We start from the raw sequence: 13464 nt of genomic DNA on the forward strand, positions 1-13464 counted from the left end.
CGAAGGGTACTTGAGTAGAAGGTCAAATAAAAGCCCTAAATGTTACAAACTGTGACGAATAGAGGCATTTATAACCAACATTGAATAAAAATGTAGATATTTCATCCATGTAAGATAATTAACTCAACATTATCAATTAAACAAAACCATAAGTTAGATATATGCAGGCTGATTACTTTTGCACAGCTTTGAATCTCGGGTTCGTTTTACAAATGACATAAAGACGCCCTCTCCGTTTTACAATCTGACAATCCGGATGACGACTTTTTGCACTTTTTAATGATTTTACTACCTTCATGATTTATTCCTTTTCGCTCTTAAATTGACCAAAACGACGGTTGAAGTTCGCAATGCGACCTTCGGTTTGTACAACGCGCTGTTTACCGGTGTAGTACGGGTGAGAAGCTGACGACACATCTAACGTAAAGTAAGGGTAAGTTTTGCCATCTTTCCATTCGATGGTTCTCTCCGTTTTCAACGTAGAACCAACGACAAAGTACTTATCTACACTGGTGTCGTGGAACACCACAGGACGATATTCAGGGTGGATTCCTGGTTTCATAATACTTTTCCTTTTAATTAAATTGTTATGTTATAACATTTTAATTAATAATCATTATCAACAAGAAAAGCAAGAGAAATTTGTGATACTTTTCATCTCAATGAATTCTTAAAGATGTCCACCATGTATTCCATCGAACCCATCGGCGTCATTGAGACACCGTACAAAGAAAAGTTTGCAGTTCCGCGCCAACCACGCTTAGTACCAGAGGCTAAAGCACGCGTAAAACTGTTAGGTGCAGCAAATAGCCCTGAAGCAGTGCGTGGGCTAGAACAGTTCTCTCACGTTTGGTTGTTGTTTCTATTTGATCAGAATCTGGAAGCTGGTTGGAAACCAACTGTACGTCCGCCACGATTAGGCGGCAATGAACGAATTGGTGTCTTTGCCTCGCGCTCGACTTTCCGTCCAAACGGAATCGGAATGTCAGCCGTTGAAGTGAAAGGAGTCACTAAGCAAGGCGATCAAATCTATCTTGATTTAGGCAGTGTAGATCTCGTGGATGGGACACCGATTGTGGATATTAAGCCTTATATTCCCTATTCGGATTCTATTTCGGAAGCACAAGGCGGATACGCAGACCAAGAGCCAGAAAAGTCACAAGTCACCTTTTCTGCTCAAGCATTAGCAACGATAGAAAATCGATCCGATACTGACTATGTAAGATCAGTCATTGAACAAGTTCTGGCACAAGATCCTCGCCCTGCATATAAGAAAAACAAGCCGGACGACAAAGAATATGCGGTAAATTTGTTCGACTTGAACGTAAAGTTCACAGCAACAAGCAACTTAATAACGGTTACCGCTATTGAAAGCTTTTGACAAACGCAATTGGCTGATATTATAGACGGCTAACAAATTTCCCTTTCGGGAACTCCCATACTCCTGCTTATTCAAGCTTGAGTATCTAACTTAAATAAACGGATAAATTTAATGCGTACCAGTAATTATCTTCTTTCTACTCTGAAGGAGACTCCAAACGACGCAGAAGTAGTGAGCCACCAGCTCATGCTACGTGCAGGTATGATCCGTAAGCTGGCTTCAGGTTTATACACCTGGCTACCTACTGGTCTACGTGTACTGCGTAAAGTCGAAAACATCGTTCGTCAAGAAATCGACAATGCAGGCGCAGTCGAAACTTTGATGCCCGTTGTTCAGCCGTTTGAACTATGGGAAGAGACAGGCCGCAGCGAAAAGATGGGCCCTGAGCTACTTCGCTTTACTGACCGTCATGTTCGTCCGTTTGTACTTAGCCCAACCGCTGAAGAAGTGATCACTAGCCTTGTTCGCAATGAAGTGAGCTCTTACAAACAGCTTCCGCTAAACCTGTACCAAATCCAAACTAAATTTCGTGACGAACGACGCCCACGTTTTGGCGTAATGCGTTCACGTGAATTCTCAATGATGGATGCGTACAGCTTTGACATTGATAAAGACGGACTACAAAAGTCATACGACGCAATGCACGATGCTTACTGTAAAGCATTCGATCGCATGGGTCTGGATTACCGTCCTGTACTTGCAGATAGCGGTGCTATCGGTGGTAGCGGCTCTCAAGAGTTCCACGTACTGGCTGAAAGCGGCGAAGATATCATCGCATTTTCTAGCGAGTCAGATTACGCGGCAAACATTGAAAAAGCAGAAGCACTAGCTCCAGCCTCTGAGGCTGCGGCACCAACACAAGAAATGACGTTGGTTGATACGCCAAACGCGAAAACAATCGCTGAATTGGTTGAGCAGTTCGAACTACCAATTGAAAAAACAGTGAAAACACTGTTTGTGAAAGCATCTGACGAAGTTGATACGCCAATCATCGCGCTTATTATTCGTGGTGATCATGAACTGAACGAAGTGAAAGCAGAAAACCTTCCTCAGGTTGCAGCTCCATTGGAAATGGCATCTGAAGAAGAAATTCGTGAGCTTATCGGTGCAGGCCCTGGTTCACTAGGCCCTGTTGGCCTTAAACTGCCGTTCATTGTTGACCGCAGCGTTGCGGTAATGAGCGACTTCGGTGCGGGCGCGAACATCGATGGCAAACACTACTTCGGTATTAACTGGGGTCGTGATGTAGAGCTTGGTCAAGTTGAAGACCTACGTAACGTTGTGGAAGGTGACCCAAGCCCATGTGGCAAGGGCATTATCCAGCTTAAGCGTGGTATCGAAGTTGGCCATATCTTCCAACTAGGTAACGCTTACTCCGCAGCGATGAACTGTGGTGTACTGGGCCCTGATGGTAAGAACGTCATCCTAGAAATGGGTTGTTACGGTATCGGTATCACTCGCGTAGTAGCGGCTGCTATTGAACAAAACCACGACAAATACGGCATCATCTGGCCAGATGCAATCGCACCATTCCAGGTAGCGATCGTTCCAATGAACATGCACAAGTCAGAAGAAGTGAAAGAAGCCGCTGAGAAATTGTACGCTGAGCTAACGGCAATGGGCATCGAAGTGCTATTTGACGACCGTAAAGAACGCCCAGGCGTAATGTTCTCTGACATGGAGCTTATTGGTGTACCGCATACAATTATTATCGGTGACCGCTCAATGAAAGAAGGCAACTTCGAATACAAGAACCGTGCTACTGGTGAGAAAACAGCAGTCGCAATGACTGACATTGTTGAGCACGTAAAAGCTCAACTAAAGTAAGCACTCGACGAGTTCGCATTTGAAGTAATTTCAAATAGTTAAAAAGGGTTGGCTTCGGTCAGCCCTTTTTTATTACAGCTCAACATCCTCCCTCCACCTTTTTCGAACTATTCACTTTGTTAATCTTTGGTTCAGCTTCTTGCTATTAAACTGATTTCATCATCTAAAGGAGGTCAGTTATGGATTTAAAAAGTCTTCTAAACCAAGCACTCAAATCAGACTTACTTAAGCAAGGTGCAGATGCATTGGGCAAACAAACCAACAACATCAAATCCTCATCAAATTCAAGTAGCCTAAAAACGCTAGGAGCAGGTGCTGTAGGCGGAGGCCTCATCGGTATGCTGATGGGCTCAAAGAAAAGTAAAAAAATGACTAAAAAAGTAGGGTCAAGCGCATTAAAAGTCGGTGGCGCAGCTGCGCTTGGAGCCTTGGCCTACAAAGTGTATAACGACTGGCAAGCCAAGCAATCCGGTCAAGGTGTTCAAGAAACCTTTGACCCCGATGACAGTAAACACAGTGTCTTAATTTTAAAAGCAATGATTGGAGCTGCAAAAGCTGATGGTCACGTTGATGAAGAGGAAATGGCGCGCATTGAACAAGCTCTCGCGGATATGGGCGCAGATGAGCACGTTCGTCACCTCGTTCAGCAAGAGTTAAACAAACCGCTTGATCCTGCTGAAATTGCTAATCAGGCGACCTCTCCTCAACAAGCGTCAGAAATTTACCTGGCGTCTTTGATCGTCGCTGATGAACAAAACTTTATGGAAAAAGCGTATCTGCAAGAACTAGCAAAACAACTTCAACTTTCACCAGAAGTCACCCAGCAGTTAGAAGCACAAATGCAGTGATTAAATCTCGCTCAAGCAAACCTTCAACTTGAGCCAAAACAACTCTGTACTTTGAGTTTCAAATCCGCTGTGTGTATATTGAGATAAGTTATCATTTAGTGGAAAGAAAACATGCAAGTATACGGCTGTTGTGAACTGGTTCGTGAGCTTTATGCTCAGATTGGTAGTGGCGATCAAGCTTATATTCCCCAAGCAATTTCATGTGCAGTTAAAGCACTGAACGATGTTGCAGCGGATGAGTCCCTGCCTAAAGAAGTGCGTGAAAAAGCGGCATTTGCTGCGGCAAACCTACTGATTTCAGATTTTGAGGATAAGTAATGAATCTAGCGAACTTTGAATCCATGGATCCTGTCATGCTGATGAGCATTGTGAATATGAAGCTACGCGACGACTTCGGTGGTGACTTAGATAAACTGGTGGCTTTCTTCGATATCGAACGCACAGCACTGGAGACAAAACTGGCTTCTGCTGGTTTTGACTTTCTTCCAGAAGCAGGACAATTCCGTTAATCAACACCATTCTTGGCGGATAACCGAAACGAGAATAACCAATATCAAAAAGGGCTTGATGAGTTACCATCAAGCCCTTTTCTTTTATTCGATAGGCGTCTCGGTTAGCCAAATGAAGCCCAGATGACTGTCGCCACAAGAATTGGACATACAAACTTCACATACGCAGGCCATAACTTACCAAACCAACCTTGCGTAAACTCCGGGCAACCTTGCTCAAGTTCTTTGATTTTTGAGTTGCGATTCCATACCCAACCACCAAATAAGCAGAATAAGAGCGCAGCGGTTGGTTGTAGATATTGAGTAGCAACCGTCGCGACCATACCAAACAGAGCGCCAAAGTTATAAACAATCACCACACTGAACAAGGCAATGAGACCACCTAAAACCCAGCTCGTTGCGCTGCGCTTAGTATTGAAGCGCTCACTCACTAAAGCCACTGGACACTCTAACATTGAAATGGAAGACGTTAGCGCCGCAATCGTCAGCAATAAGAAGAACACAATAGAGAATAATTGACCAAGCAAACCTAAACTATCAAACATTAGTGGCAATACCGTAAACACTAACGTATCTGAGCTTAAGAGAGAGCCATCTTCTGCATAGATTTGAACGCCCTTTTGCATTGCTACAAACATCGCTGGCATCACCACTAACCCTGCAATGAAAGCAACGGCAGTATCTACCATGGTCACGTTCATCGCCATCTTTGGTAGGTTTTCTTTCTTACTCAAGTAAGATCCGTAAATCAGCATTGAACAGCCACCGATCGTAAGCGAGAAGAAGCCCTGTCCCATTGCAGCAAGAATCAACTTGCGGTCCCATACCTTTTCAAAATCCGGCACTAGGTAATGTTTCAGACCTTCCATCGCACCGTTTTGCGTCATGATGTAAGCAAATAGCAGAGCAAACAGAACAAACAATGCTGGCATCAAACGTGTGGACCACTTTTCAATACCTTGTTTTACGCCACCTTGTACGATGAGAATCGTCAGTACATAAAAAGTAATGGTTCCGAACAAGTTACGTTCAACACTAAAGCCCTTTAGCCATTGAGTTGCAGCTTCTAACCCCATTAGATCTGTGATTGCACCCAGTAAAAAGCAGATCAACCAACCACCAACAATTGAATAAAACGCTAAGACAGCGCTTGGTACGCTTAAACCAATCCAACCCACAATGCCGCCGAGATTTTTACCGGTAGGGTTATCTGTGATTGCACGCATACTGTCTACAGGGTTGGCTTGACCATGGCGACCAATCGCCATTTCAACCACCAGCATCGGAAATGCGACGATAAGAATCATCACCAAATAAACTAACAGGAAAGCACCGCCACCATTACTGGCTGCTTGAGTTGGGAAGCCCCAAATATTGCCAAGGCCAACTGCGGCACCTGCGGCAGCTAAGATGAACCCGAGACGAGAGCCAAAATGCTCGCGAGGCTGAGAAGAGGTTTGCTGTGTCATACTACTCACACAAAAATATCATTGAACTAGCTAACTAGTACACTATAGCAATATTCACTATTCAACAAGAGTACCTCGGTTAAATCCTCGACAGTTGAAATAATTTATAGTCATTCAGCTTGTAAATTTTAACGTACATCTCATATTCATCGCTCAAAAGCCTCGTGACTGTTGCTCGTTTCACGTGGCTGAATTTTACCAATCCTTCTGCCGTGAAGTGAGCCGAAAAATAATGAGCTCTGGTGTAAGGGACGAACTGTTCCTCGTGATACTGTGTCGAAAAGCAGAATATTGTGCTTCGCTTTTTCCCCCTAATGTCTATTTATCAGCTAGTTATTACTCTGTTCTCATTTATACCCATGATTCAAGGAGAGGAAAATGAAGGTCACCCTACTTCACGGAGCGATGATTGTAGCACTCAGCGCCAGCTACCAAGCTCAAGCCTATAACTGTCAAAGTCTACCCGACTGGGACAGCACTGCGACTTATACATCGGGCGCTTTAGTAAAAACGCAAGGAGCCGCTTATGAGGCTGCATATTGGACGCAAGGCAATGACCCCGTGACCAACTCAGGATCTTGGGAAGCATGGAAAGCGTTAGGGCAATGCGATGGTGGAAGCAACAACTTATCACCAACGGTGTCGTTCTCCTCTCCAATAAACAACGCACAAATTCCCGAAGGCAGTGCGATCACTTTGTTAGCCAACGCAGCAGACGAAGATGGCCAAATCACACAAATTGAGTTTGTTGCAGGCAACCAAACCGTTGCTGTGGTAACTCAAGCACCATTCGAAGCTTCTTGGACAGCTATTGAAGGGATCTCGCAATTGACCGCAATTGCGACAGATAATGAGGGAGCTGTTAGCACCACGACGATTTCTATCCAAGTTCAACCACAAGTCGAATTACCGCCACCAAGCATTTCATTGACAAGCCCAGTAGGCACAGAAGTGCTTAATGTAGGCGATAACCTAACCGTAGCCGCTCAAGCTGACGATATTGATGGTGTGGTCACACAAGTTGAGTTCTTCGTAAACAATCAATCTGTCGCCATTGATACTAGTGCACCTTACGAGTATCAATGGACCGCGAGTCCAGGTACATACTCGTTCAAAGCACAAGCGACTGATGATACAAACCTCGCAACGATGAGCCAAGAAGTAGCGCTGGTTATTAGTAATTCAGAAACCGGAACGGGCGGATGTGCAGATGCAGTACCTTATGTTGCAGGCACAAGTTATCAAGCTGGCGACCTGGTTTCTCACTTCAACCAAAAATATCGTTGTGATGTTGCTGGTTGGTGCTCCTCGGATGCGACATGGGCTTACGAGCCTGGTGAAGGGCTATACTGGCAAGATGCTTGGAGTGGCCTAGGTGCTTGTTCGACACCACCGCAAGTTACCATTACGGCACCAACGGATGGACAAGTCGTGCTCGCTGGCAGCAATAACGAAATCACGGCAAACGCAAGCGATGCTGATGGCACAGTCACGCAAGTTGAGTTTTTTGCGAACAACACCAGCTTAGGGGTCACCACTCAAGCACCATATTCCGTTACTTGGAACGCCACACTTATTGGCGCTAACCAGCTTAAAGCCGTCGCAACCGATAATGATAACAACACGTCAGAGTCCCTGGTTGGGGTGGAAGTCAGCGATAAAGATTTGGTCGTCTCTCTGACTTCACCAAGCAGCGGTCAGACCGCCGGATTAGGCAAAAGCCTCGCATTAAGCGCCGATGCAACGTCTTTAACTTCAGGCATTAAACACGTTGATTTCATGATCAACGGCTCTATTGTTGCAACCGATACCACGGCACCTTACACAGCCAACTGGACACCAACTGCACTTGGTAACTTTACAGTTAGCGCCCAAGCTGTGGATTTGTCAGGAACCAATGCATTGTCTGACGCCGCAGCAATAACGGTGGTTGAGCAAATAGATAAACGCCATAAACTCATCGGTTACTGGCACAATTTTGTAAATGGAGCGGGCTGTCCAATTCGTCTAGCGGATATGGCAGATGCTTGGGATGTGATTGATATTGCCTTTGCTGAAAATGATCGCAACAGTGATGGCACCGTGCACTTTAATCTATATTCAGGCGATATTTACAGCGATTGTCCAGCACTCGATCCAACACAATTCAAGCAGGACATGGCAGCGCTTCAAGCTAAAGGTAAGAAGTTTGTTCTCTCTCTTGGCGGCGCAGAAGGCACGATTACGCTGAATACCGACCAAGATGAAGCCAACTTTGTCTCTAGCCTAACAGGTCTTATCGCTGAGTGGGGCTTTGATGGTCTAGATGTGGATTTAGAGAGTGGTTCTAACTTAGTTCATGGCTCGCAAATTCAAGCTCGCCTTGGTCGTGCTTTGCTTCAAATAGAGCAAAACATGGGTGGCGATATGTACCTAACCATGGCGCCTGAGCACCCTTATGTTCAAGGCGGCTATGTGGCTTACAGCGGTATTTGGGGAGCTTACATTCCTGTGATAAACGAGACACGCAGCACGCTCGACTTGCTTCACGTCCAGTTATATAACAACGGCGGTTTGCCAAACCCATACCTGCCAGGCAGTGCACCAGAAGGCTCTGTGGATATGATGGTAGCGCAATCTAAAATGCTTATCGAAGGTTTTGAGTTGGCCGACGGCACTCAATTTGCACCATTGCGCGATGATCAAGTCGCAATCGGTTTACCTTCAGGTCCTAGCTCGGCAAATTCAGGGCAGGCTCCAACACAGAATATTATCAACGCACTAGATTGTTTAACCAAAGGCACTTCATGTGGCACCGTTAAACCAGCGTACCATTACCCGAATTATGCAGGGGTAATGACATGGTCTATCAACTGGGATCAGCATGATGGCTTTAACTTCTCAAAACCTGTCGGCGATAAACTCACCGAGATGAATACGCAATAAGCTATCAAAGAACAAGCGAGTAAAACGCAAATATCGTCTTGTTTCCATTACTTATTCAAGTATGTAAAAACGAAAAGAGAGCACAATCGTGCTCTCTTTCTTTATCTCATTGAGTTTTTTACTTTTTAATGAGTAATTAAATCGTAAATACTCGGTAATCTTTTAGCTCAGGGATTTTCTTCAACAGATCGTCTTCTTGCCCTGCCATGTCATCCAGCGAATCGCACAAGTCTTCTGCTTGTTGTTCTACCTCTTTCGAATGCTCGGCTAAACGCTCTTCTACTTTCGCGCTGAGCTCAGCCATACTCTCTGATAATGCAGTGAGGTTTATTCCTCCCTCTTCCTTCATTTTTTTCGATAAAGCATCCAACGAACTGGCTAAAAACTCTTTATTGAAGATCTCTTGTGCTTTTGCAAAGTCTTCAGTCCACCCTTGTGTCATAGACTCAAAACTCTCCGCCGGCAGGATGAAATCACCATCTTTGTAGTAACGTGATTCAACATCAGCGAAAAAGTCCTTTACTGCGACTTTTACATTATCAAACGCACCAGGTGCATCGAGGCTTTCCGCAACATCATCAATAATATCATTCGCAAGCGCTAAACCATCACTCGCCAATTGCTTTGCTTGTGGAATATACGCGTTCATTTTTTCGCGATAGTCTTCAATTGCCGCTTTCTGGTCAGAATTGAGTTCAATTAGCTCACCTTTGATGAAAAGGTTGTTATCCTCATCCACGACAGCTTTATCACCTGTCGTTTGGCGAATTTCCAAGCTTTGCCCATCCATACGGACTTCATTATTGATGTCCACACGACACTGCGCTGCATAACCAGTAGCACTGACCATCAGCAATGAGAGTGTAAAAAGCTTTTTCATGTCATTCTCTTTTATTTAACATTACTCGTGTTAAACATAACACTGAGTGATACATGAGATGTCAGCAAACCGTCACGACTTCGTAACAAGTTGTTTTTTCTCCTATTTTCACATCAATCTCATCGCCTTCTTCTTTCCCGAATAACGCTCGACCAAGAGGAGATTTTGCTGTTAAGACAAAGACTTCCTGAGCCTGATATTTAACAGTCAGACCACCAGAGCAAGGGCCTACAAAGAAGTGCTTTTCAAGCAAATTCTCATCTGCGAGAACAACGTAAGCACCAACACCAACAGGCGCATTCTTAAAGTTGCGAGTCACTAAAGAACGATATTGACGCAATTCCTCTTCACTATCTTGAATTCGCATGGCTTGTCCATGAGCAAGATACGCGGCTTCAAGTGCCAATGTATCGTACTTGTGCTCGGGAACAGTTTCTTCATCTGTCGCGGCATCGATAGCTCGCTGAGCCGATGCATGGGCAACTTGAAGTTTTTCTTCCAGATGTTGGATGATAATTGGGACTAAGTCAGCTTTGTTCATACTTTTAGGACGCGCGTTTAGTATTCGGGGTGTGTTAATGTAGCCAAGTTTACCATCAAAGAAAGGTTTCCCTATTATGCAAAGTGACTCGCTGCATCAAACACTTCAATCTGTATTTGGTTTTGACTCATTACGCCAAGGTCAGCAACCCGTTATTGAAGCCGTTATGAATGGTTACTCTGCTGCGGCAATCTTTCCTACAGGCTCGGGGAAGTCACTCTGTTATCAACTACCTGCAACCATATTACCCAACCTTACGTTGGTGATCTCTCCGTTGTTGGCGTTAATGAAGGATCAACTGAGCTTTTTACAAAGTAAAGGAATCGCGGCCGCTTCTATCGATAGCAGTCAAAGTAGAGAAGAAGCACAAAAGGTCATGGCTGGCGTGAAGAATGGACAAATCAAAATCTTGATGATTTCTGTTGAGCGGCTAAAAAACGAGCGTTTTCGTGAATTCATTCGCCAAGTACCGATTTCTTTGATGGTCATTGATGAAGCGCACTGTATTTCCGAATGGGGGCATAACTTTCGTCCAGATTATCTCAAACTACCGCAATATCAACGTGAACTGAACATCCCACAGTCTTTACTTCTCACCGCAACGGCAACGCCTGCAGTTATTGAAGACATGCAAAAAAAGTTCGATATTGCCAGTGAACATATTACCGTTACAGGCTTCTACCGCCCCAATCTGGATATATCGGTGATCCCGTGTGAGGAAACAAAGAAACAAGAACAGCTCAGTGAGATCATCGCCTCTTCACCTAAGCTTCCGACCATCATATACGTGACGCAACAGCAAACAGCAGAACGAGTAGCAAAGTCATTAATCCATATTGGCATTAACGCTCACGCATACCACGCTGGCATGAAAAGCGACGTTCGTGCACAAATCCAACAGCAGTTCATGGATGGCCAAATTGACTGTATTGTTGCAACGATTGCATTTGGTATGGGGGTCGATAAATCTGATATTCGACGCGTCATTCACTTCGACTTACCCAAATCAATCGAGAACTACGCACAAGAGATTGGACGTGCTGGCAGGGACGGGCAACGCTCTGAGTGCATTCTGCTAGGCAATACGTCCGGCTTAACGGTGTTGGAGAATTTTGTCTATGGTGACACACCAGAATTTACGTCAATTAACTATGTAGTCGAGCAAGCGAAAGAACATGCTCCACAATGGGAGGTAGTGCCACTGCGTTTGTCGCGTGAAAGTAATATCCGCCAATTGCCACTCAAAACCTTGTTGGTTTATTTGGAGCTACATAACGTCATTGAAGCAAAGTACAGTTACTTTGCGGAATATCGGTTTAAGTTTTTGCACGATCAGCAATTTATTGTGAATCAATTTCAAGGCGAGCGACGTCAATTTGTGGAGGCCATTTTTTCCTGCTCACAAAAAGCCAAAGTGTGGTGCCAAGTTGATCTAGAAGCGCTATGGCTGAACTATCAATCGGAACGCAGCCGAGTTGTCGCAGCGCTCGACTATTTTCACCAGAACGGCTGGATAGAACTAGAGAGCAAACAACTGACGGACGTGTACTCAGTTATGCCAACCAAACAGAGCTCGGATGTTTTAATCCAACAACTGTATGAACTGTTCCAATCCAAAGAAAGCAAAGATATCGAAAGAATCCACACCATGCTGCACTTGTTCCAGTCCGAGCACTGTTTGAGCTCACAATTGGCGAACTACTTTGCGGATCACGATGCACCAAAGCAATGTGGTCACTGCTCCGTGTGTCGTGGTCACGTCGCCACATTCACAGCACCAGAACCTGAAGATATTGAACAATCTCAAGTATCGATATGGGCGCAGGAGTTTATTCAGCTTTCCCCATCGGCCATCAGTAATGATGCCGTTGCTCGCTTCTTGTGCGGAATCAGCACTCCTTTGATTAGCCAGCTAAAAGCCTCAAAGCTAGCAGGTTATGGTGCAATGGCAAACGTAAGTTTTGAGCAGGTATTAACGCAGGTAGAAACGGTAAGGGCCTAAAAAAAGCTCAATTGACGCGCTTGGTCTTCGGGCTTGAGCATCACGTTTAAGCCTAAAAGGCGAATTTCCCGTCCATTTTGGCGTTTAAGAATATCTCTTAGCAAGATCTTGAAGTCCTCAAGCTCTAATTGCGGATGGATGTGCTCAATTGTTGTCAGTTGAAAGTCGGCAAATTTGACTTTAATACCTTGTTTAATAATCGACTTATCTGGGCTTGCACGCTCTAAACGTTTCTCGAGTTCAGGATAAAGTTTCTCCTCAATCACTTGCCAACATTCATCATAGGTTGCGATGTTCTGGCTGAATGTCCTTTCCACACCGACGGACTTTCTCTCGCGCTCAACAACGACTTCTCGATTATCAATTCCATGGCTTCGCTGCCATAAGGAGGCACCCTGACGACCAAACTGCCTCAACAACTCTCGATAGTCACTGTTTTTAATGTCCTCACATCGATAAAAACCGGCTTGGTGGAGCTTCTCAAGACTCACCTTCCCCACACCAGGAATGTTCTCTAGCGGAAGACTATCGATAACCTCTTGGACTTTCTCTGGCGGAATCACAAACTGACCGTTGGGCTTGTTCATGTCTGACGCGACCTTGGCAAGAAACTTTATCGGAGCAATGCCCGCCGATGCCGTCAACCCAAGTTCACTCCAGATATCGCGGCGAATTGACTCTGCGATCAACGTAGCGGAGCCACGGCAAGCTGTCGAGTCCGTGACATCGAGGTATGCTTCATCCAATGAGAGAGGTTCAATGATAGGCGTATAACGCTCAAAAATAGCACGAATCTGCTGAGAGACTTGCTTATATACATGCATTCTACCGGGCACAACCAACAAATGAGGACAGAGTTGCAGCGCGCGCGCCGTTGACATTGCACTGCGAACACCATATTTACGCGCATCATAATTACAGGTGCTAATCACTCCACGCTGCTTTTCATGTCCGCCAACAGCGAGTGCAATGCCACGGTAACTGGGGTTATCTCTCATCTCTACGGCAGCATAAAAACAATCCATATCGACATGAATAATTTTTCTAATTCGATCTGACATAGCCATCAAAGCACTGTTCAA

General features: G+C 45.0%; 13 protein-coding genes. 7 read left to right on the forward strand and 6 right to left on the reverse strand.

Features of this window, described 5'->3' with window-relative positions; genetic code table 11:
- Nucleotides 1-172 precede the first annotated feature (172 nt).
- Entirely contained in the window at nucleotides 173-298 is a 126-nt protein-coding gene (gene ykgO, locus N646_RS23660) for a type B 50S ribosomal protein L36 (protein WP_005380299.1), read from the reverse strand.
- Nucleotides 299-301: 3 nt separating this feature from the next.
- Complete coding sequence (locus N646_RS06935; RefSeq protein WP_005380295.1) at nucleotides 302-562, reverse strand: type B 50S ribosomal protein L31; 261 nt, start codon at nucleotides 560-562, stop codon at nucleotides 302-304.
- Nucleotides 563-685: 123 nt separating this feature from the next.
- Here N646_RS06935 and tsaA point away from each other — a divergent pair, with 123 nt between their 5' ends.
- The 5 genes from tsaA to N646_RS06960 all read left to right on the forward strand — a co-directional run bounded on the left by tsaA (nucleotide 686) and on the right by N646_RS06960 (nucleotide 4565).
- Nucleotides 686-1381: a tRNA (N6-threonylcarbamoyladenosine(37)-N6)-methyltransferase TrmO gene (tsaA, locus tag N646_RS06940; protein ID WP_005380294.1), complete on the forward strand. Its 696-nt coding sequence runs from the start codon at nucleotides 686-688 to the stop codon at nucleotides 1379-1381.
- A gap of 111 nt (nucleotides 1382-1492) precedes the next feature.
- The gene (locus tag N646_RS06945) at nucleotides 1493-3208 is read left to right on the forward strand and encodes a proline--tRNA ligase (RefSeq protein ID WP_017820763.1); all 1716 of its coding nucleotides are present in this window, start codon (nucleotides 1493-1495) and stop codon (nucleotides 3206-3208) included.
- A gap of 179 nt (nucleotides 3209-3387) precedes the next feature.
- Nucleotides 3388-4056 (forward strand): tellurite resistance TerB family protein, encoded by a 669-nt coding sequence (locus N646_RS06950; RefSeq protein WP_017820764.1) that lies wholly within the window; start codon nucleotides 3388-3390, stop codon nucleotides 4054-4056.
- Nucleotides 4057-4167: 111 nt separating this feature from the next.
- The gene (locus N646_RS06955; RefSeq protein ID WP_005391765.1) at nucleotides 4168-4374 is read left to right on the forward strand and encodes a YaeP family protein; all 207 of its coding nucleotides are present in this window, start codon (nucleotides 4168-4170) and stop codon (nucleotides 4372-4374) included.
- Nucleotides 4374-4565, forward strand: a complete 192-nt coding sequence (locus N646_RS06960) for a DUF4250 domain-containing protein (RefSeq protein WP_005380289.1) — start codon at nucleotides 4374-4376, stop codon at nucleotides 4563-4565. The genes N646_RS06955 and N646_RS06960 overlap by 1 nt, the downstream gene beginning before the upstream one ends.
- Nucleotides 4566-4669: 104 nt before the next feature.
- Here the strand turns inward: N646_RS06960 and N646_RS06965 are convergent, their stop codons facing one another.
- The gene (locus tag N646_RS06965; RefSeq protein WP_017820765.1) at nucleotides 4670-6034 is read right to left on the reverse strand and encodes a sodium-dependent transporter; all 1365 of its coding nucleotides are present in this window, start codon (nucleotides 6032-6034) and stop codon (nucleotides 4670-4672) included.
- A gap of 378 nt (nucleotides 6035-6412) precedes the next feature.
- On the opposite strand from N646_RS06965, the gene N646_RS06970 reads away from it, so the two are divergent.
- The gene (locus tag N646_RS06970) at nucleotides 6413-8959 is read left to right on the forward strand and encodes an Ig-like domain-containing protein (RefSeq protein WP_017820766.1); all 2547 of its coding nucleotides are present in this window, start codon (nucleotides 6413-6415) and stop codon (nucleotides 8957-8959) included.
- Between the two features lie 136 nt (nucleotides 8960-9095).
- Here N646_RS06970 and N646_RS06975 read toward each other — a convergent pair whose 3' ends face one another.
- Nucleotides 9096-9839: a YggN family protein gene (locus N646_RS06975; protein WP_017820767.1), complete on the reverse strand. Its 744-nt coding sequence runs from the start codon at nucleotides 9837-9839 to the stop codon at nucleotides 9096-9098.
- 61 nt (nucleotides 9840-9900) lie between these two features.
- On the reverse strand, nucleotides 9901-10380 hold the full coding sequence (locus N646_RS06980) for a GreA/GreB family elongation factor (RefSeq protein WP_017820768.1): 480 nt from the start codon (nucleotides 10378-10380) through the stop codon (nucleotides 9901-9903).
- A gap of 76 nt (nucleotides 10381-10456) precedes the next feature.
- Between N646_RS06980 and N646_RS06985 the strand changes: the two genes are divergently transcribed.
- Nucleotides 10457-12382: a RecQ family ATP-dependent DNA helicase gene (locus N646_RS06985; protein ID WP_017820769.1), complete on the forward strand. Its 1926-nt coding sequence runs from the start codon at nucleotides 10457-10459 to the stop codon at nucleotides 12380-12382.
- Here N646_RS06985 and dinB read toward each other — a convergent pair.
- The gene (dinB, locus tag N646_RS06990) at nucleotides 12379-13443 is read right to left on the reverse strand and encodes a DNA polymerase IV (RefSeq protein WP_025768236.1); all 1065 of its coding nucleotides are present in this window, start codon (nucleotides 13441-13443) and stop codon (nucleotides 12379-12381) included. The two genes, N646_RS06985 and dinB, sit on opposite strands and share 4 nt — an antisense overlap.
- Nucleotides 13444-13464: the final 21 nt, after the last annotated feature.

Source organism: Vibrio alginolyticus NBRC 15630 = ATCC 17749 (genome assembly GCF_000354175.2).
Taxonomy (GTDB): domain Bacteria; phylum Pseudomonadota; class Gammaproteobacteria; order Enterobacterales; family Vibrionaceae; genus Vibrio; species Vibrio alginolyticus.